Source organism: Mesorhizobium sp. M0663 (genome assembly GCF_040320585.1).
GTDB lineage: Bacteria > Pseudomonadota > Alphaproteobacteria > Rhizobiales > Rhizobiaceae > Mesorhizobium.
This window is the reverse complement of sequence record NZ_JAMYPX010000003.1, coordinates 51,325-69,438: the sequence shown is the minus strand read 5'-3', so window position 1 is coordinate 69,438 and position 18,114 is coordinate 51,325. Positions and strand designations below refer to the sequence as shown.

The 18,114-nt window shown below is 63.7% G+C and carries 18 protein-coding genes and 1 pseudogene; 15 read left to right on the top strand and 4 right to left on the bottom strand.

The genetic code is table 11. The features are described from left to right. The first annotated feature begins 18 nt into the window (after positions 1 to 18). The 14 genes from NKI54_RS06785 to NKI54_RS06720 all read left to right on the top strand — a co-directional run bounded on the left by NKI54_RS06785 (position 19) and on the right by NKI54_RS06720 (position 13,650). Positions 19 to 1,026 carry an ABC transporter permease gene (locus NKI54_RS06785; RefSeq protein WP_023676841.1) on the top strand — a complete coding sequence of 336 codons (1,008 nt, stop codon included), beginning with the start codon at positions 19 to 21 and terminating at the stop codon, positions 1,024 to 1,026. Beyond that, positions 1,019 to 1,867, top strand: a complete 849-nt coding sequence (locus tag NKI54_RS06780; RefSeq protein ID WP_023676840.1) for an ABC transporter permease — start codon at positions 1,019 to 1,021, stop codon at positions 1,865 to 1,867. The genes NKI54_RS06785 and NKI54_RS06780 overlap by 8 nt, the downstream gene beginning before the upstream one ends. Then, entirely contained in the window at positions 1,864 to 2,754 is an 891-nt protein-coding gene (locus tag NKI54_RS06775) for an ABC transporter ATP-binding protein (RefSeq protein WP_031211797.1), read from the top strand. Before NKI54_RS06780 ends, NKI54_RS06775 begins: the two co-directional genes overlap by 4 nt. Continuing rightward, the gene (locus NKI54_RS06770) at positions 2,747 to 3,577 is read left to right on the top strand and encodes an ATP-binding cassette domain-containing protein (RefSeq protein ID WP_023676838.1); all 831 of its coding nucleotides are present in this window, start codon (positions 2,747 to 2,749) and stop codon (positions 3,575 to 3,577) included. The genes NKI54_RS06775 and NKI54_RS06770 overlap by 8 nt, the downstream gene beginning before the upstream one ends. Before the next feature lie 80 nt (positions 3,578 to 3,657). Next, positions 3,658 to 4,257: a VOC family protein gene (locus NKI54_RS06765; protein WP_023676837.1), complete on the top strand. Its 600-nt coding sequence runs from the start codon at positions 3,658 to 3,660 to the stop codon at positions 4,255 to 4,257. Between the two features lie 138 nt (positions 4,258 to 4,395). Beyond that, on the top strand, positions 4,396 to 6,690 hold the full coding sequence (locus NKI54_RS06760; RefSeq protein WP_023676836.1) for a bifunctional salicylyl-CoA 5-hydroxylase/oxidoreductase: 2,295 nt from the start codon (positions 4,396 to 4,398) through the stop codon (positions 6,688 to 6,690). Then, the gene (locus NKI54_RS06755; RefSeq protein ID WP_023676835.1) at positions 6,687 to 7,460 is read left to right on the top strand and encodes an SDR family NAD(P)-dependent oxidoreductase; all 774 of its coding nucleotides are present in this window, start codon (positions 6,687 to 6,689) and stop codon (positions 7,458 to 7,460) included. The genes NKI54_RS06760 and NKI54_RS06755 overlap by 4 nt, the downstream gene beginning before the upstream one ends. Beyond that, complete coding sequence (locus NKI54_RS06750; protein ID WP_352690999.1) at positions 7,454 to 7,924, top strand: MarR family winged helix-turn-helix transcriptional regulator; 471 nt, start codon at positions 7,454 to 7,456, stop codon at positions 7,922 to 7,924. The genes NKI54_RS06755 and NKI54_RS06750 overlap by 7 nt, the downstream gene beginning before the upstream one ends. Next, complete coding sequence (locus tag NKI54_RS06745; RefSeq protein ID WP_023676833.1) at positions 7,921 to 8,733, top strand: enoyl-CoA hydratase family protein; 813 nt, start codon at positions 7,921 to 7,923, stop codon at positions 8,731 to 8,733. The genes NKI54_RS06750 and NKI54_RS06745 overlap by 4 nt, the downstream gene beginning before the upstream one ends. 224 nt (positions 8,734 to 8,957) lie before the next feature. After that, positions 8,958 to 10,106 (top strand): acyl-CoA dehydrogenase family protein, encoded by a 1,149-nt coding sequence (locus NKI54_RS06740; RefSeq protein ID WP_023676832.1) that lies wholly within the window; start codon positions 8,958 to 8,960, stop codon positions 10,104 to 10,106. A 72-nt stretch (positions 10,107 to 10,178) separates the two neighbouring features. Continuing rightward, positions 10,179 to 10,574, top strand: coding sequence for a RidA family protein (locus NKI54_RS06735; RefSeq protein ID WP_023676831.1), 396 nt, complete (start codon positions 10,179 to 10,181; stop codon positions 10,572 to 10,574). A gap of 177 nt (positions 10,575 to 10,751) precedes the next feature. Next, the gene (locus NKI54_RS06730; protein ID WP_023676830.1) at positions 10,752 to 11,543 is read left to right on the top strand and encodes an ABC transporter substrate-binding protein; all 792 of its coding nucleotides are present in this window, start codon (positions 10,752 to 10,754) and stop codon (positions 11,541 to 11,543) included. A 109-nt stretch (positions 11,544 to 11,652) separates the two neighbouring features. After that, positions 11,653 to 12,327, top strand: coding sequence for an amino acid ABC transporter permease (locus NKI54_RS06725; protein ID WP_023676829.1), 675 nt, complete (start codon positions 11,653 to 11,655; stop codon positions 12,325 to 12,327). A 30-nt stretch (positions 12,328 to 12,357) separates the two neighbouring features. Beyond that, complete coding sequence (locus tag NKI54_RS06720) at positions 12,358 to 13,650, top strand: cysteine desulfurase-like protein (protein ID WP_352635821.1); 1,293 nt, start codon at positions 12,358 to 12,360, stop codon at positions 13,648 to 13,650. Here the strand turns inward: NKI54_RS06720 and NKI54_RS06715 are convergent. Continuing rightward, positions 13,581 to 14,453 carry an NAD(P)H-dependent oxidoreductase gene (locus NKI54_RS06715; protein WP_352635823.1) on the bottom strand — a complete coding sequence of 291 codons (873 nt, stop codon included), beginning with the start codon at positions 14,451 to 14,453 and terminating at the stop codon, positions 13,581 to 13,583. The two genes, NKI54_RS06720 and NKI54_RS06715, sit on opposite strands and share 70 nt — an antisense overlap. A 93-nt stretch (positions 14,454 to 14,546) precedes the next feature. On the opposite strand from NKI54_RS06715, the pseudogene NKI54_RS06710 reads away from it, so the two are divergent. Further along, a pseudogene (locus tag NKI54_RS06710) lies at positions 14,547 to 15,466 on the top strand (LysR family transcriptional regulator). Between the two features lie 22 nt (positions 15,467 to 15,488). Here the strand turns inward: NKI54_RS06710 and NKI54_RS06705 are convergent. From NKI54_RS06705 to NKI54_RS06695, 3 genes are read right to left on the bottom strand one after another with little or no spacing between them, the layout of a single operon-like run. Beyond that, positions 15,489 to 16,319: a dipeptide ABC transporter ATP-binding protein gene (locus NKI54_RS06705; protein ID WP_023676825.1), complete on the bottom strand. Its 831-nt coding sequence runs from the start codon at positions 16,317 to 16,319 to the stop codon at positions 15,489 to 15,491. Then, on the bottom strand, positions 16,316 to 17,191 hold the full coding sequence (locus tag NKI54_RS06700) for an ABC transporter ATP-binding protein (RefSeq protein WP_023676824.1): 876 nt from the start codon (positions 17,189 to 17,191) through the stop codon (positions 16,316 to 16,318). The genes NKI54_RS06705 and NKI54_RS06700 overlap by 4 nt, the downstream gene beginning before the upstream one ends. Before the next feature lie 4 nt (positions 17,192 to 17,195). Further along, on the bottom strand, positions 17,196 to 18,113 hold the full coding sequence (locus NKI54_RS06695) for an ABC transporter permease subunit (protein WP_023676823.1): 918 nt from the start codon (positions 18,111 to 18,113) through the stop codon (positions 17,196 to 17,198). Position 18,114 lies beyond the last annotated feature (1 nt).

Here is an 18,114-nt window from a genome sequence, read left to right as displayed (position 1 = left end):
TTTCCGCCACGGGCGACCATGCTGCTGCAAAGATTCCTGATCCGTCTTCTGACGATGGCGATCACGCTGTTCGGCGTGGCCGTCGTCGTCTTTATCGTCATCCGTGTCGCGCCGGGCGACCCGATCGCGATGATGCTGCCGCCCGGCGCGACCGATGCCGACATCGCTCGGCTGCGCGCGCTTTACGGGCTGGACAAGACCATCGTCCAGCAATTCTTCATCTGGCTGGCCGGTGTCGTCAGGGGCGATTTCGGCACGTCGATCTCACTGCGGCAGGACGTGCTTGGGCTGGTCTTCAATCGCCTCCCGGCCACGCTGGAACTCGCCATCGTCGCGCTTGTGATGGCGCTGGCGATCGGCGGCACGACGGCGATCCTCGGCGCGCGCGAACGCGGCACCGCGGTCGAAGCCGGCATCGACATTGCCAGCGGTGCGGCACTCTCGATTCCCGATTTCCTGTGGGGCCTGGTGCTGATCCTTCTGTTCGGCGTGCTGGTGCCTATCTTCGACATTTCTGGCCGGGTGTCGCCGCAGCTCGACCTGCCCTTCGCCACGCAATTCTATCTGTTCGAAAGCATCGTACGGCTGCGCTTCGACCTGACCAGGGACCTGCTGGCACACATGCTGATGCCGGCGATTGCGCTGGCGCTGCCACTGGCCGCGATCATCTCGCAGCTGCTGAAACAGTCGCTGAAGGAAGTGCTCGACCTCGACTACGTCGTGCTGGCGCGGGTAAAGGGCTTTTCGGAAACGCAGGTCATCCTGCGCGAGGCGCTGAAGAACGCGGCCCTGCCGACGCTGACGCTGGTCGGCGTGCAGTTCACCTTCCTGATCGGCGGCACGGTCATCGTCGAACGACTGTTTTCCTATGAAGGTCTCGGCAACATGGCGATCGATGCCGTCATCAACCGCGACCTGCCGCTGATCCAGGGCATCGTGCTGGTCTTCGCGCTGCTGTTTGTGCTGATCAACCTTGCCGTCGACATGATGTACGCCCTGCTCAATCCGAGGCTGCGCCATGGATGAGGCCCGCATTTCGAGACATGGCTCGCGGGCACGCCTGTGGCTGGCCGGCGGCTGGCTGCTGATTGCGCTGCTGGCCGCAATTTTTGCGCCGCTGGTCGCACCGCAGGACCCGCTGGCGCAGGATTTGATGCTGGAGCGCCTGCCGCCGTTCTGGCTCGATGGAGCCGAGCCCGGCTACTGGCTCGGCACCGATAGTCTCGGCCGCGATCTCCTGTCACGGCTGATCTTCGGTGCCCGCATCGCCTTCATCGTCGCCTTCGCGGCAGCCCTTGCCGCCTGCCTGGTCGGCTCGACGCTGGGGCTGATCGCCGGCTATTTCGGCGGCTGGGCCGACCGCATCATCTCGCGTATCGTCGATGTCTGGATGGCGTTTCCGCCGGTGCTGTTTGCCATCCTTCTGGTCGCCGTGCTCGGCACCGGCTTGAGCTCGGTTATCATTGCCATTGCCGTCATCGACTGGACGCGCTTCTGCCGGGTGATCCGCGCCGAGACGATGGGCCAGTCGCGCATGGACTATGTCGAGAATGCCCGCATCGCCGGCTACGGCCGCATCGGCATCATGCTGCGCGAAGTGCTGCCCAATGTGGTGCCGTCGATCGTCGCGCTGCTGTCGCTGGAGATGGGCATTGCCGTCATCGTCGAGGCGATCCTGTCCTTCGTCAATCTGTCGATCTCGACCGACGACCCAACCTGGGGCGGCATCATCGCCGAGGGCCGCCTGTCGATCCATCAGGCTTGGTGGGTGCTGGTGTTCCCGCTGGTCACGCTGATCCTGACGGTGCTGTCGTTCAGCCAGTTTGGCGAGGGCCTCAGGGCACGTTTCGATCCGGTGCTGCGATGAACGCGCTGGCGAAACCCTGCCTCGACATACGCAGCCTTAGCGCGGTGCTGCCTAATGGCTTGCGCGTGCTGCGCTCGGTGTCGCTCGCCGTCGAGCCCGGCGAGGTGCGCGCGCTGGTCGGCGAGAGCGGCGCCGGCAAGACGATGATCGGCAAGGCGGTGCTTGGCGTGCTGCCTTCGAGCGTGCGCATCGTCGAAGGCGACATGCTGCTTGAGGGCGAGGACCTCGGCAAACTGCAGGCCAAGGCAAGGCGCACGCTGATCGGCGCGCGCACGGCGCTGATCCCGCAAGACCCGCTGACCGCGCTCAACCCGTCACGCCGCATCGGCCCGCAGATGACCGACCGGCTGGTGCGCATCCTCGGCTGGAGCGGCGAGAAGGCCGATGCACGCATCCGCCAATTGCTGGACGAGGTGCAAATCCGCGAACCCGAGCGTGTCCTCAAATGCTATCCGCACGAGCTGTCCGGCGGCATGCGCCAGCGCGTGCTGATCGCCGCGGCGTTCGCAGCCGAACCAAGGCTGATCGTCGCCGACGAGCCAACCACGGCGCTCGACGTGACTGTGCAGAAGCAGATCCTGCGGCTGATCGCGCAACTGCAGCGCGAGCACGGCACGGCGATCCTGTTCGTTACCCATGATCTCGGCGTCGTCGCCAAGATCAGCCAGAAGGTCTCGGTGCTCTATGCTGGCAAGGTGGTCGAGGAGGCCGAAACGGCCGCTCTCTTCGCCGCTCCGCAGCACCCCTACACGCGAGCTCTGATGGCCGCGACGCCACGCTACACCGATCCCTTCGCCTCGCTGAAGCCGGTGGACGAGGCGGTGCTGGCCGGGCTTGCTTCGGAGATCGCCGCCGCCGATCAGGCCTGGAGGCGCCCGCATGGCTGAGCCGCTGTTTTCCGTGCGTGGGCTGAAGGTCGCGCTGCCCGACATGACGCGCAAGCCGCTGATCGGCCGCGCGCCCTTGGCCGAGATCCTGAAAGGGCTGGATTTCGACCTGCCAAAGGGATCGGTGACCGGCATCGTCGGCGAATCCGGCTCCGGCAAATCGACGCTTGGCCGCGCCTTAGTGCGGCTTCTGGAGCCGAGCGCCGGCAAGGTCATCTTCGACGGCCGCGACATCACGCATCTGGCTGAGGCCGAACTCCGGCCGCTGCGCCGCAATCTGCAGATGATCTTCCAGGACCCGATGTCGTCGCTTAACCCACGCCGCACCATCGCCAGCATCATCGCCGCACCACTCAAACAGAATGGCCTCGGCGACAATCTGAAAGCCCGAGTTGCTGAAGCGCTTCAGCGCGTCGGCCTGCCGCAAGGCTTCGCCAGCCGCTATCGTCATGAATTGTCGGGCGGCCAGCGCCAGCGCGTCGGCATTGCCCGAGCGCTGGCGCTGTCGCCGAAATTCGTGCTGGCCGACGAAATCGTCTCAGGCCTCGACGTGTCGACGCAGGCACAGATCCTGACGCTGCTGGAAAAGCTTGCAGCGGAGATGGGCCTGACCGTCGCCTTCATCAGCCATGACCTGTCGGTGATCCGGCGGCTCTGCCGGCAAGTGATCGTCATGCGCGAAGGCGCGATCGTCGAAGCCAGTGCGACGGATACTTTGTTCGAGAAGCCGCAGCAGGCTTACACGCGCGACCTCCTCGCCGCCATTCCGCTGCCCGAGATCGATGATGCCTGGCTGCTTCCCGCCGCAAAGGCGCCGGCATGAAACACAATCCTATTCGCACGCTAAAGAGCGGGCCTCAGGCGTGCACCCGGCAAAATGTCCCGCGATGGAGGATGACTGACATGAAGAATGCAATCCGCTACGCAGTGCTCACCGCCACCGTGCTGGGAGGCATCGGCACGGCTTACGCCAGTTCCATTCCCGGCATGCGTGGCCACGACCACACCGGCGTCACCGTCCCCGACATGGAGCAGGCGGTCGATTTCTTCACCGAGGTGGTTGGCTGCAAGAAGGCGATGTCGTTCGGCCCGTTCGCCGACGACAAGGGCACATTCATGCAGGATCTGCTGGGCGTCGATCCCAAGGCGGTGATTGAGGAGATCACCCTGGTCCGCTGCGGACACGGGTCGAACATCGAGCTGTTCAAATACACCGCGCCGGACCAGAAGGACCTGACGCCTCGCAACAGCGACATAGGCGGCTTCCATATCGCCTTCTATGTCGACGACATCGCCGCCGCAAAAGCCTATCTTGACGGCAAGGGCGTCAAGACGCGGATGGGACCGCTGCCGGTTACCGAAGGCCCGGCGGCCGGCCAGACCATCCTCTACTTCCAGGCGCCCTGGGGCTTGCAGTTGGAAGCGATCAGCTATCCCAATGGCATGGCCTATGAAAAAGATGCGGAGACGGTGCTGTGGAGCCCGAAGAACCCGGAAAAATAGCCCGGGGCGTCCCTGGCCTGCGCAACTGCCGGCAAGCTGGGTTTCTGGGGCGGATTGTTTCAATCCTGAAACTTCAAGCTTGAATTAATCTGTCTCAGGCGTAAACTCGACAAACAGAAGCGAAGAGGAGATCGCACGATGAAAGTTGCGGTTCTCGGCGGCGGACCAGCCGGGCTCTACTTTGCAATCTCGCTGAAGCTCAGGGATGCCGCGCATGAGGTCACGGTGTTCGAGCGCAACCGTGCCGATGATACGTTTGGCTGGGGCGTCGTGCTGTCGGCGGAAACGCTGGAGAACCTGACCAAAAACGACCCGGTCAGCGCCGTCTGGATCCGCAAGCATTTCGCCTATTGGGACGATATCGCCGTCATCCATGACGGCGTGCGCACGGTCTCGACCGGTCACGGCTTTTGCGGCATTGGCCGCAAGCGGCTGCTCACGTTGCTGCAGCGGCGGGCGCGCGAACTCGGCGTCAAGCTGGTCTTCGAAACCGACATCGCCGATCCCAAGCCATATATGGAGAGGCACGACCTGGTTGTCGCCGCCGACGGGTTGAACTCGAAAGCGCGGAGCGCCTTCGTCGACGTGTTCAAGCCCGATATCGACATTCGTAGATGCAAGTTCGTCTGGCTCGGCACCCACCAGAAATTCGACGACGCCTTCACCTTCGTCTTCGAAAAGACCGAGCATGGCTGGGTGTGGGCGCATGCCTACCAGTTCGACAGCGATACCGCGACCTTCATCGTCGAATGCAGCGAGCAGACCTGGCAGCGCTTCGGCTTCGGCGCGATGTCGCAGCAGGAATCGATTGCCGTCTGCGAGCGCATCTTTGCCCGTCATCTCGGCGGCCACGCGCTGATGACCAACGCCAATCATATCCGCGGCTCGGCGTGGATCAATTTCCCGCGCGTCTTGTGCGAACGCTGGTCCTACAAGAACCTGGCGCTGATGGGCGACGCGGCGGCGAGCGCGCATTTCTCGATCGGTTCCGGCACCAAGCTGGCGCTGGAAAGCGCGGTGGCGCTGGCCGACTATCTCGAGTCCGAGCCAGACCTCGAGGCCGCCTTTAGCAAATATGAGGACGCCCGCCGCACCGAAGTGCTGAAGCTGCAGTCGGCGGCGCGCAATTCGCTCGAATGGTTCGAGGAGGTCGAGCGCTATCTCGGCCTCGATCCGGTGCAGTTCAACTATTCGCTGCTGACGCGTTCGCAACGCATCAGTCACGAGAATTTGCGCCTGCGCGATGCCGAATGGCTGGCCGGCGCCGAGGAGTGGTTCCAGCGCCAGGCCGGCGCCGGGGGCAACAATCTGCGTCGCGCGCCGATGTTCGCGCCGTTCCGGCTGCGCGGCATGGCGCTGCAGAACCGCGTCGTCGTCTCGCCGATGGCGCAGTACAAAGCGGTCGACGGCTGTCCGACCGATTGGCATTTCGCCCATTACGCCGAACGGGCCAAGGGCGGCGCCGGTCTCCTCTACATCGAGATGACGTGCGTCAGCGCGGAGGGCCGCATCACGCCTGGCTGCCCTGGTTTCTATGCGCCCGAGCATGAGGTCGCCTGGAAGCGGCTGGTCGAGTTCGTCCATGCCGAAACCGAGGCCAAGATCTGCGCCCAGATCGGCCATTCCGGTGCCAAGGGGTCGACCAGGCTCGGCTGGCAGGGAACCGACGTGCCGCTGCCCTCAGGCAATTGGCCCGTCATGGCAGCGTCTTCCGTGCCGTGGTCGCGGGAAAACCAGGTGCCGAAGGCGATGGACCGCGCCGACATGGATATGGTGCGCGACCAGTTTGTCGCTTCGGCCGAGATGGCGGCGCGCTGCGGCTTCGACATGCTCGAAATCCACGCCGCGCACGGCTATCTCCTGTCCTCCTTCATCACGCCCTTGACCAACCGGCGCACCGACTCCTATGGCGGCTCGCTGGAAAACCGCATGCGCTACCCCTTGGAAATCTTTCATGCGGTGCGCGCCGCGTGGCCGGCCGAGAAGCCGATCTCGATGCGCATCTCCGCCAATGACTGGCTGGGCATCGAAGGCGTGACGCCGGCCGATGCCGTAGAGATCGCGCGGCTGCTGCATGAGGCCGGCGTAGACATCTGCGACGTATCGGCCGGCCAGACTTCGGCCGTGGCAAGACCGGTCTATGGCCGCATGTTCCAGACGCCGTTTTCCGATCGCATCCGCAACGAGGTCGGCATGGCGACGATGGCGGTCGGCAATATCTATGAGCCGGACCACGTCAACTCGATCCTGATGGCGGGCCGCGCCGATCTCGTCGCACTGGCTAGGCCGCATCTTGCCGATCCGTATTGGACGCTGCACGCGGCCGTCATGCTTGGCGATCGCGGCGTCAAATGGCCGGATCCCTATCTGCCCGGCCGCGACCAGCTCTACCGGCTGGCCGAACGCGAAGCGGCAGCGGGGTTGAAAGTATGAGTGCCGCGGCGACGATTTCGGGGCGTCATGCGCTGGTCACCGGCGGCGGCTCCGGCGTCGGCCGCGCGATCGCGCTGGCGCTGGCCGGCGCGGGCGTTGACGTGACCATCTGCGGCCGGCGCGTGGAGCCGCTTGCCGAGGTCGCCGCGGAGAACAAGTCCATCTTCGCCATTGCCGCCGACGTCACCGACGAGACGTCGATGGCGTCGCTCTACGAGGCCGCGGAAGCGGCACGCGGAGCGTTCGACATCGTCGTTGCCAATGCCGGCATGTCCGGCAGTGCCCCGGCGCAGCGGACCTCGCTGGCAGACTGGCAGCGCACGCTCGACGTCAACTTGACCGGTACGTTCCTGACGGTGAAGCCGGCGTTGGCCGGCATGGCAGTGCGCAAGACTGGCCGTATCATCTTCGTCGCTTCCACCGCCGGACTGAAAGGCTATCCCTATGTCGCAGCTTACGTTGCCGCCAAGCATGGCGTCGTCGGCCTGATGCGGGCACTCGCCGTCGAGACCGCCAAGTCCGGCATAACAGTGAATGCCGTGTGCCCAGGGTTTGTCGAAACCGAGATGCTGGAGAGCACCGTCCAGCGCATCGTCCAAACGACCGGCCGCTCGTCCGAGCAGGCACGGACAAGCCTAGCCGCGACCAACCCGCAAGGCCGCTTCATCCAGCCGGAAGAAATTGCGGCCGCGGTACTTTATCTGTGTGGCGACGCCGCCCGGTCGATTACCGGGCAGACGATTTCGATCTCCGGAGGTGAGACATGGTAGCCGGTCCCCTGCCCGCCCCGTCCGGACCCGGCAAGGACCGCCTGCGGCTGTGGATACGCCTGCTGCGCGCCTCGCGCACCATCGAGGCCGAGCTGCGCGAACGACTGCGGCAAGAGTTCAACACAACGCTGCCACGCTTCGACGTGATGGCCGCGCTCTACCGCGCGCCGGAGGGCATGCTGATGAGCGATCTTTCGCGCTTCCTGCTGGTGTCCAACGGTAATGTCACCGGCATCATCGACCGGCTGGTCTCGGAAGGGTTGGTGATGCGGGCCCGACGCAATGGCGACCGCCGTACCTCGATGGTACGGCTGACGGAAGAGGGATCGAAGATTTTCGCCGTGATCGCCGGCGCGCATGAGAAATGGGTCGGCGAGTTGCTGGGCAATGTGAGCGAGGATGAGGCGCGCCGGCTGACCGGCATGCTGACCTCCTTCCGCAGCAATTGGGAGGGACGGGAATGACGAAGCTGGCCGGCCGCAAGCCGAAGCATTTCCTCTGGCAGGTCGAAGGCAAGATCGCAAAGATCCGGCTCGATCGACCGGAGCGCAAGAACCCGCTGACCTTCGACAGCTATGCCGAATTGCGCGACATATTTCGCGACCTTGTCTACGCCGATGATGTCGATGCTGTGGTGGTCCTGCCCAATGGCGGCAATTTCTGCTCGGGCGGCGATGTCCACGAAATCATCGGCCCACTGGTCAAGATGGACATGAAGGCGCTGCTCGCCTTCACCCGCATGACGGGCGATTTCGTCAAGGCGATGCTGAATTGCGGCAAGCCGATTATTGCGGCGGTCGATGGCGTGGCGGTCGGCGCCGGCGCGATTATCGCCATGGCCTCCGATATCCGCATCGCCACGCCCCAGGCCAAGACAGCATTCCTGTTCACCCGCGTCGGCCTTGCCGGCTGCGACATGGGGGCCTGCGCGATCCTGCCGCGCATCATTGGCCAGGGCCGCGCCGCCGAGCTGCTCTATACCGGCCGCACGATGAGTGCCGAGGAAGGCGAGCGCTGGGGCTTCTACAACCGGCTGGTCGATACCGCAACGCTTGAGGCCGACGCGCTCGACATGGCCGCGCGCATCGTTTCCGGCCCGACCTTCGCCCATGGCATGACCAAGACGCAGCTGAACCAGGAATGGTCGATGGGTCTCGACCAGGCGATCGAAGCGGAAGCGCAGGCGCAGGCGATCTGCATGCAGACCCGCGATTTCGAGCGGGCGTACACGGCTTTCGTGGCTAAGGAGAAGCCGGTGTTCGAGGGAAATTGAGATGATCGCTTCCACGCTGGCGGGACAGCACCCCCCTCTGGCCTGCCGGCCATCTCCCCCTCAAGGGGGGAGATTGGATATCAGGCCCGCTTTCGCCAATCTCCAACATCGCAGGGAGAGCCGTGGCAGCGAAGCCGCCAATCTCCCCCCTAGAGGGGGAGATGTCCGGCAGGACAGAGGGGGGCGCCGTGGAGCGCCAGGGCCGGAGAATTGTGGAGGCAGCAATGCCTGACCGTTCCTTCCTCTCCTGGCCGTTCTTCGAGGATCGCCACCGCGATCTGGCGGAGCGGCTGGAGGCATGGTGCGCCAAGAACCTGCCGGTTGCGCATGACGATGTCGACGCGGCCTGCCGCGAGCTGGTGGCCAAGCTCGGTAAGGACGGCTGGCTGAAGCCGACGGCGCTCGATACCGACAACCCCTCACCGCTCGACGTGCGCACGCTCTGCCTCACGCGCGAGACGCTGGCCCGGCATGACGGGCTGGCCGATTTCGCCTTCGCGATGCAAGGACTCGGCACCGGTGCGCTCGGCCTGTTCGGCTCGCCCGAGCAGCAGCATTGGCTGGCTAAGACACGGGCCGGTAAGGCGATTTCGGCGTTCGCGCTGTCGGAGCCGCGCTCGGGCTCGGACGTCGCCAATATGGAAATGACGGCCACGCGTGACGGCGACAGCTATCTCTTGTCCGGCGAAAAGACCTGGATCTCCAACGGCGGTATCGCTGACTTTTATGCTGTCTTTGCCCGCACCGGCGAAGCGCCCGGCGCCAAGGGGCTATCCGCCTTTGTCGTGCCTTCCGAAACCGAGGGGCTGATCGTTGCCGAGCGGCTGGAGGTGATCGCGCCGCACCCGCTCGCCCGGCTGTCCTTCGACAATGCACGCATTCCAGCCTCGGCGCTGATCGGCAAACCCGGTGACGGTTTTCGCATCGCCATGTCCGTGCTCGACGTGTTCCGTTCGACCGTCGGCGCAGCGGCGCTCGGCTTTGCCCGGCGCGCGCTGGACGAAAGCATCACAAGAGTGGCCGAGCGCAGGCTGTTCGGTGCGCCGATGGCCGAGCTGCAGATGGTGCAGGGCCACATCGCCGACATGGCGCTGGATGTCGATGCCGCCGCGTTGCTGGTCTATCGTGCCGCCTGGACCAAGGACATGGGCGCGGCTCGGGTTACCCGCGAAGCCGCCATGGCCAAGCTGTTCGCTACCGACAAAGCGCAGGAGGTGATCGACAAGGCTGTGCAGCTGCATGGCGGCGACGGCGTCCGCAAGGGCCATATCGTCGAAAGCCTGTATCGCGAGATCCGGGCGCTGCGCATCTACGAGGGAGCGTCCGACGTGCAGAAGGTGGTGATTGCACGACAAGTGATGGGAGCGGCCTGAGACAGGAGTTTGCGTGAAAATTATTGTCTTCGAGTTTTGAGCGACCGGATTTGAGCATTGGGAGGTTTTGACATGCACACCATCCTGCAGCCGGAAGGCTGGGCGAAACCCGTCGGCTACGCCAATGGCGTCGCCGCGCGTGGGCAGCTTGTCTTCGTCGGCGGGCAGGTCGGCTGGAACGGACAGGGCCGCTTCGAGACCGATGATCTTGTCGGCCAGGTGCGGCAGACGCTGGCCAATATTGTTGCTGTGCTCGCCGAGGCCGACGCCAAGCCGGAACATATCACCTCGATGACCTGGTACTTTACCGACAAGGCGGAATATTTGGCCAATCTCAAGGGGATCGGAGAGGTCTATCGCGAGGTGATCGGCCGGCATTTTCCGGCGATGGCCGCCATGCAGGTGATGGCGCTGGTCGAGGATCGCGCCAAGGTTGAGATCCAGGCCACGGCGGTTATTCCGGAGTGACGGCAACACGTGGCAATTTTTTAAGCTTAAAACTTTCGCCTTGAAAAGCGCGGTACTTTGGATAGCATCCAATGTCTTGCGACTGCCGTGCCGGGAGGGCTTTCCGGCAGTCCCGTCACTTGGCGCATCAAAACCGTGCGGGGCCAAACCCGTCCATCACAACCAGAGGGAACGAAAATGAACTTCACCCGTCGCAACCTGCTGCTTCTTGCTGCTGCCATCGGTATCGCCGGCGGCCCGGCCTACGCCGAAGGCACGCTGAATGTCGGCGCCTATCCGACCAATCCGCCTTTTGAATACAAGAACGAGAGCGGCACGTTCGAGGGTTTCGAAGTCGACATCATCAATGAGGCGGCAAAGCGTATCGGCATGACCACTGATATCGCCGATCTCGGTTTCCAGGCGCTGTTCGCCGCCACCACCTCGAAGCGCATCGACGTCGCCATCTCGTCGATCACCATCACGCCGGAGCGGCTGAAGTCTCAGTCGTTCACGCAGCCCTACTATGATTCCGACATGGGCATCGCCGCGAAGGCCGACAGCCCGATCAAGGCCGAGGCCGACCTCAAGGGCAAGATTGTCGGCGTGCTGTCCGGCTCGACCGGCGAAGCCTGGGTCAAGGCCCACCAGGAAGCGGACGGGTTCAGTGACGTCAAGGGCTACGACACGCAGCAGAATTTGCTGCTCGATCTCAGCTCCGGCCGCGTCGATGCGGCGGTCAGCGATATTCCGGGCCTGGAATATTCTTTCACCAGGATGAAGGATCTCGCCGTAAAAGAGCGCATCAAGACCGGCGAGCAGTACGGTCTGATGATGACCAAGGACCACCCGCTGCTCGGCAAGCTGAACGACGCGGTGACCGCGATGAAGAAGGACGGCACGCTGGCCGCGATCCACAAGAAGTGGTTCGGCAGCGACGCACCTGCCGATTCCTCGACCGTCAAGGAAATGCCTATGCCGAAGGCCTGAGCGGCAGTTCGCGCTTAAATGTCGTGCCGGCTTTCGATGCCGGCACGATTTCGGATTTCGGGCTCGGGCTCGAGCGTCGCGGGACGCCAAACGTTTCGGAAATGCTGCGATGTCGCTGCTGGACACCTTCTTCAACGCCGACGTCATGGTCTCCAGCCTGCCGGCGCTGCTGCGCGGTTTCCTGAACACCCTGCTGCTCGGAATCATGAGCATCGGCATCGGTATTCCCGTCGGCCTCGCGATCAGCCTGGTGCGGCTCTATGCGCCAAAGCCGCTTCGGCTGCTGGCTGTCGGCTACATTGACGTTTTCCGGGCGATGCCGGTGCTGGTCGTGCTGATCCTGATCTACTATGCGCTGCCGTTCCTCGGCATTCGCCTGTCATCGTGGACGTCCGCGGTGATGGCCTTCGCCATCATCATGGCGGCCTATTCGGCCGAGGTGTTCCGCTCCGGTATAGAGAGCATTCCGCGCGGCCAGTTCGAGGCGGCGCAGGCGCTCGGCCTGCCGTTCTTGCTGACCTTGCGCAAGGTAGTGCTGCCGCAGGCGATCCGCGTCGTCATTCCGCCAATGACCAGCAATTGCGTTTCGATGTTCAAGGATACTTCGCTCGCTTCCACCGTGGCGCTGCCCGAACTGCTGAAGGAAGCGACCAACGCGCAATCGCTCTATGCCAATCCTTCACCGCTGATCGGCGCGGCGCTGGTCTATCTGATCTTTCTCTGGCCGATGGTCCGTCTCGTCAGCCTCCTTGAACGCCGCTTTCAAACCGAAAAGACCCGCTGAATCTGTCAGCGCACTTCGCAGGAGACGACCTTGAACCAGCATCAGATTTCGAAAACCGGCGATGCCGCAGCTTTCCCGGTCGAGACGATCCGCGCCATGTTTCCCGCCTTGCAGCAAGCCGGGGACTTCGTCTTCATGGACAATGCCGCCGGCGCGCAGATCCCGCAAAGCGTGCTCGATGCGGTCACCAACCATTTGGTCGCGCATAATGTGCAGCGCGGCGGCCGCTATGGCCGCAGCGTCACCGTCGACCAAGCCGTCGCCGGCGCTCGCGAAAGCGTGGCCTTGCTGATCAACGCCACCAACCCGGCGGAGATCTGCTTCGGCATGAACGCCACTTCGTTCATCCGCCTGGTCAGCCTCGGCATCGGCCAGATGCTTTCCGAGCGCCCAAACGGGGAGCGTGACGAGATCGTCATCACCGACATGGATCACGACGCCAATATCGCGACCTGGCTGGCGCTGGCGCCCGCCGGCGCCAAGTTCAAATGGTGGCGGATGCGCGAGGACGGCAATCTGCATGTCGACGATTTGCGCCCGCTGGTCTCAGAGCGCACCCGGCTCGTCGCCTGCACGGTAACGGCGCATTCGATCGGGTCGATTGTCGACGTTGCCTCCGTGGCTGGGATTGCGCATGCGGCAGGCGCCGAAGTGTTCCTCGACTGCGTGCATTACGGGCCGCACGGGTTGATCGATGTGCAGGCCTGGGATTGCGATTATCTGGTCTGCTCCGGCTACAAGAATTTCTCGCCGCATATGGGCTTCCTTTGGGGCCGCTTCGAAACACTGAAGCGCTTGCCGACCTTCCGCGAGGATTTCATCCCCGACGAGCCGCCCCACAAAATCGAAGCCGGCACGTTCATCTACGAGAACGTCTCCGGCATGGATGCCGCGGTGCGCTACCTCGAATCGATCGGCCGCAATTTCTTGTCCGAGAATAACCAGTCGCGCCGCGACAACATCGTCGCCGGCATGAATGCCATCCGCGACTACGAACAGGTGCTGGCGCGCGAAATGCTGGCGGTGCTCAAAGATTGCGACGCGACGATCTACGGCGTGGCCGACGAGGCACGCCTCAGCGAGCGCGTGCCGACCTTCTGCTTCAATGTCGGCACGCTGTCGCCGCAGAGGATCGTCGAGGAAATGGCCGAGATGCAGATCGGCATTCGCGACGGCCACATGTATGCGCCGCGTCTGATGAAGCGGCTCAACCTCAGCATGGACAGCGGCGCCGTGCGCGCCTCGCTGGTGCATTACAATACGATCGAGGAAGTCCGGCGCTTCGGCGAGGCGCTGCGCACCATCATCGCCCGGCTGTCCTGATCGGACTGGGCGGCGGCGCCGGCGCGATCCTCGTGAAGCGCAAAGGCGGTCGCACCCGGGTTCTCCAAGCCGGGGCGCAATTGCATGCTTGGGATCAAGTAATCGCCGCCATTCTGCTGCCGATAACGAATGGGCCGGATTGTCTCGAGCGTTCGCATCCTTTCGCGCAGTCGCTCCGCGACAGGCTCGAAATCCGCCTCCCCGAAACGGTCCACCCTGTAAACCACGAACGGCGGAAGCACGTCGTAGCCCGAATAGTATAGAATCCCGTGATTGATCGGGAACAGCAGGTCGTCGATCGGGCCGTTGACGCCGCGGGCGGAATAATGCTCCTCCCAGCCGCCGGTGGTCACGATCAGCATTGCGCGCTTGCCGGCGAGCGTTCCCTCACCAAAGCGGTCACCCCACCGCTTGTCGCTGTGCTCGCCAACGCCATAGGCGAAGCCGTAGGCGTACACGCGATCGACCCAGCCCTTGAGGATCGCCGGCATGGCGTACCACCACAGCGGGAACTGGAGGATCAGGGTATCGGCCCATAGCAGCTTGTCGATCTCCACTTTGACGTCTTCGGTCAGAGTGCCGCTCGCAAAAGCTTTTTTGGAGGCGCCGGCCGGCAGGAAGCGTGCTTCAGGCGGCCACGACGGAAAGTCGGCACGGTCTACCTCGGCTTTCCAGCCATCGGCGTAGAGGTCAGACACCCGCACCTCGTGGCCCTGGGCCTCGAGTTCCCTGATGGCGACGTCACGCAGTGCGCCGTTGAGCGAACGCGGTTCAGGATGAGCAAAAACAAGCAGGACTTTCATGGGTCTACTCCGAAGAAGGACGATAGACACCAAAGGTAGCCAGCTGGGGGCTGGTCCACTATATGTAGGAAATGTATAAGATAATGCCGAATAATGGATAGATCGGACGTCACCCTTGAGCGCATGCGCACCTTCGTTCGCGTCGCCGAGCGCGGCAGCCTCTCGGCGGTGGCGCGCGAGCTCGGAGTTGGGCAGTCGACGGTCACACGGCATTTGCGAGAACTCGAGGAGGCCGTCGGAGTGCCCTTGCTCAGCAGGACCACCCGGCGCGTCACGATGACCGATGAAGGCAGCCGTTACTATGCCGACAGCGTCCAGATCCTGCGCCTCGTCGAGCAGGCCGGCGATGAGGCGCGGGCACGCGCGGCGCGTCGGCCGGCACGATCCGGATATCCTGCACGGCGGCGCTCGGGGTCTTACATGTCAGCCGGCTGATCTTCGCCTTTCAGGACCGCTATCCCTACATCGGCATCGATCTCAGCCTTACCGACGAGCGCATCAACCTTGTGCGGGAGGGCGTCGACATCGCGCTTCGCCTCGGCCCGCTCACCGACAGCTCAATGAAACTGCGGGCGCTCGGGCAATCCCGGCGTCTGCTGGTGGCGGCGCCGGCCTATCTGGCGGCGCGGGGCAGACCGGCTGTCCCGCAGGATCTGCCTGGCCATGAAGGCATCCGGATGTCGAACATCGCGGGAAGCGACACGCTCACCTTGCAGGGGCCGGGCGACGAGACCTTTGCGGTGCCCTTTGGCGGCAGATTTCTGGTCGACCATGGGCTTGCTGCGCGCGAAGCCCTTGTCGCCGGACGCGGCATCGCACCCGCCCACCACTGGCTTGTCGACGATCTTCTGGCGGCCGACCGGCTGGAAGTGGTCCTGCCGGGCTATTTTCCGCCTCCCGTCCCGCTGAGCATGCTAATCGTTCCGGAGCGTGCGGGCATTGCCCGGGTGCGGCTGCTGGTCGACTTTCTCGCCGAGCAGATCTCCGGCATTCCGGGGATCGAGAAGCGGTAGCCGGCCGGCAAACCTCGCCGGATCAGGCGGCCTTCTTCTTGGCCAACCGTGCCTTGATGCTGGCAACGTCGGCACGCGGCGTCGCCGCGAACAGCGTCCTGGTGTAGCTGTGCTTGGGGTCGGCGAAGACCTCGTCGCGCGAGCCGTATTCGACCGCTTCGCCGAAGTACATTACCATCACGTCGTCGGCGATGTAGCGCACCACCGACAGGTCGTGGCTGATGAAAACATAGGTTAGCTGAAACTCGTCCTGCAGGTCGGCGAGCAGGTTCAGCACCTGCGCCTGCACCGAAAGATCAAGTGCCGAGACCGGCTCGTCCAGCACCAGAAGGCTGGGGTTGAGCATCAGCGCGCGGGCGATGGCGATCCGCTGGCGCTGGCCGCCCGAAAACATATGCGGGTAGCGATTAAAGTGCTCGGGGCCGAGACCGACCTTCTTTAGCATCTTCATGGCAAGATCGCGCCGCTCGTCGGCCGTGCTGTCGGTATTGATGAGCAGCGGCTCGCCAAGCACGTCGCCGATCTTCTGGCGTGGATTGAGCGAACCATAAGGGTTCTGGAAGACGATCTGGACCTTGCGGCGCATTTCCTTCGACAGGCCGTTCCTGCCGATGTCTACCTTCTTGCCGTCGATGAAAAGCTCGCCGGAGGTCGCCGGGTCGATCAGGGTGATGATGCGGGCGAGTGTTGACTTGCCGCAGCCGCTCTCGCCGACGATGGCCAGCGTCTTGCCCTTGTCGACGCTGAACGAAACACCCTTGACCGCATGAACCGTACGGGAGGGGCGGAAAAGCCCGCCACCGACATGATAGTCGCGCACGATGTTCTTGCCTTCGACTACGGTCACGCTCATGAGGCGGTTCCTCCTGCGGACCGGGCTGCGACTACAGATGGGGCCGGCTCAAACAGCATGTCGGAAACAGTAGGCAACCGGTCGCCGACGGCGTTTTCGGGCAGTGCCGACAGGAGCGCGCGCGTGTAGTTGCTCTTGGGGGACTCGAACAGCGACAGCACGTCGGCCTCTTCCATCTTGCGGCCCTTGTACTGGACGATGACACGGTCGGCGGTCTCGGCAACCACCCCCATATTGTGGGTGATCATGATCAGGCCCATGCCATATTTGGCCTGCAGGCCGACCAGCAGATCGAGGATCTGCTTCTGGATGGTGACGTCGAGCGCCGTGGTTGGCTCGTCGGCGATCAAAAGCTTGGGATTGCAGGCGATGGCGATGGCGATCATGACGCGCTGACACTGACCACCCGACATCTGGTGCGGGAAGGAGCCCAGCCGTTCCTCGGGGTCGGCGATGCCGACCAACTTCATCAATTCGATGGCACGCGCCCGGCGCTGGGCGCGGTCCATGCCCATATGGAAGCGCAGCACCTCCTCGATCTGGAAGCCGACGGTGAAGCACGGGTTGAGGCTGGCGACCGGCTCCTGGAAGATCATCGAAATGTCCTTGCCGACGATCTTGCGCCGCTCGGATGGGCCGAGCTTGAGCAGGTCGATGCCGTCGAAGGCCATGCGGTCGGCCCTCACCGTCGCGGTGTTGGGCAAAAGCCCCATCACCGCCAGCATCGCCACCGACTTGCCCGAACCGGATTCGCCGACGATCGCCAGCACCTCGCGCGGTTCGACCGACAGGTCGATGCCTTGTACCGCCATGAATGGTCCAGCGGCGGTGTCGAAGGAAACGGTCAGGTTCTTGATCTCGAGAAGAGGCATTGGATTATGACCTCTTCAGCTTGGGATCGAAAGCATCGCGCAAGCCATCGCCGATCAGATTGATGGCAAGCACAGTGATCAGAATAGCAAGGCCGGGGAAGGTCACCACCCAAGGCGCGCGCAGGATGAACTCGCGCGCCGAGGCGAGCATCGTGCCCCATTCCGGCGTCGGCGGCTGCGCACCGACACCGAGGAAGCCGAGCGCCGCAGCCTCGAGAATAGCGTTGGAGAAGGACAACGTCGCCTGCACGATCAGCGGTGCCAGGCAGTTCGGCAGGATCGTCCTCACCATCAAGCGAAGATGACCGGCACCAGCCACCTTGGCGGAGATGACATATTCGCGGTTCTTTTCGGCCATCACGGCGGCGCGGGTGAGGCGCGCAAAATGCGGCTGCAGCACCAGCGCGATCGCCAGCATGGCATTGAAAAGGCCGGGGCCAAGGATCGCCACCAGCACCAGCGCCAGAAGCAGCGACGGGAAGGCCAGGATGATATCCATGATGCGCATGATCAGCGTGTCGACCCAGCCGCGGAAATAGCCGGCGAGCACGCCAAGCACGATGCCGCTGGTGAGCGAGAAGACAACGACCACCAGGCCGATGAACAGCGAGAAACGCGCCCCGAAGATCAACCGTGAAAGCATGTCGCGGCCGACCGCGTCGGTGCCGAGCAGGAACATCGATTTGCCGCCTTCCTGCCAGGCAGGGGGTGCCAGCAGCGCATCGCGAAACTGCTCGTCGGGCGAATGTGGGGCGACGAACGGCGCAAAGATCGCCACCAGCACCAGCGCCGAAAACACGACAAGGCCGATGACCGCGCCGGTGTTCATCGAGAAGTAGTGCCAGAACTCGGCGAAAGCCCGTTGCCTGCCGCCTGTCGGGATGGAGGCGGCGGTAGCTTCGGCGGCGGATTCGTCGGTCATC

What these genes read in the sequence shown, in the direction of transcription:
- NKI54_RS06715 (WP_352635823.1), bottom strand. Translation starts at nt 14,453, where the DNA reads ATGAAAGTCCTGCTTGTTTTTGCTCATCCTGAACCGCGTTCGCTCAAC.
- NKI54_RS06750 (WP_352690999.1), top strand. Translation starts at nt 7,454, where the DNA reads ATGGTAGCCGGTCCCCTGCCCGCCCCGTCCGGACCCGGCAAGGACCGC.
- NKI54_RS06785 (WP_023676841.1), top strand. Translation starts at nt 19, where the DNA reads ATGCTGCTGCAAAGATTCCTGATCCGTCTTCTGACGATGGCGATCACG.
- NKI54_RS06765 (WP_023676837.1), top strand. Translation starts at nt 3,658, where the DNA reads ATGAAGAATGCAATCCGCTACGCAGTGCTCACCGCCACCGTGCTGGGA.
- NKI54_RS06740 (WP_023676832.1), top strand. Translation starts at nt 8,958, where the DNA reads ATGCCTGACCGTTCCTTCCTCTCCTGGCCGTTCTTCGAGGATCGCCAC.
- NKI54_RS06770 (WP_023676838.1), top strand. Translation starts at nt 2,747, where the DNA reads ATGGCTGAGCCGCTGTTTTCCGTGCGTGGGCTGAAGGTCGCGCTGCCC.
- NKI54_RS06755 (WP_023676835.1), top strand. Translation starts at nt 6,687, where the DNA reads ATGAGTGCCGCGGCGACGATTTCGGGGCGTCATGCGCTGGTCACCGGC.
- NKI54_RS06735 (WP_023676831.1), top strand. Translation starts at nt 10,179, where the DNA reads ATGCACACCATCCTGCAGCCGGAAGGCTGGGCGAAACCCGTCGGCTAC.
- NKI54_RS06695 (WP_023676823.1), bottom strand. Translation starts at nt 18,113, where the DNA reads ATGACCGACGAATCCGCCGCCGAAGCTACCGCCGCCTCCATCCCGACA.
- NKI54_RS06725 (WP_023676829.1), top strand. Translation starts at nt 11,653, where the DNA reads ATGTCGCTGCTGGACACCTTCTTCAACGCCGACGTCATGGTCTCCAGC.
- NKI54_RS06775 (WP_031211797.1), top strand. Translation starts at nt 1,864, where the DNA reads ATGAACGCGCTGGCGAAACCCTGCCTCGACATACGCAGCCTTAGCGCG.
- NKI54_RS06705 (WP_023676825.1), bottom strand. Translation starts at nt 16,319, where the DNA reads ATGAGCGTGACCGTAGTCGAAGGCAAGAACATCGTGCGCGACTATCAT.
- NKI54_RS06700 (WP_023676824.1), bottom strand. Translation starts at nt 17,191, where the DNA reads ATGCCTCTTCTCGAGATCAAGAACCTGACCGTTTCCTTCGACACCGCC.
- NKI54_RS06780 (WP_023676840.1), top strand. Translation starts at nt 1,019, where the DNA reads ATGGATGAGGCCCGCATTTCGAGACATGGCTCGCGGGCACGCCTGTGG.
- NKI54_RS06745 (WP_023676833.1), top strand. Translation starts at nt 7,921, where the DNA reads ATGACGAAGCTGGCCGGCCGCAAGCCGAAGCATTTCCTCTGGCAGGTC.
- NKI54_RS06730 (WP_023676830.1), top strand. Translation starts at nt 10,752, where the DNA reads ATGAACTTCACCCGTCGCAACCTGCTGCTTCTTGCTGCTGCCATCGGT.
- NKI54_RS06760 (WP_023676836.1), top strand. Translation starts at nt 4,396, where the DNA reads ATGAAAGTTGCGGTTCTCGGCGGCGGACCAGCCGGGCTCTACTTTGCA.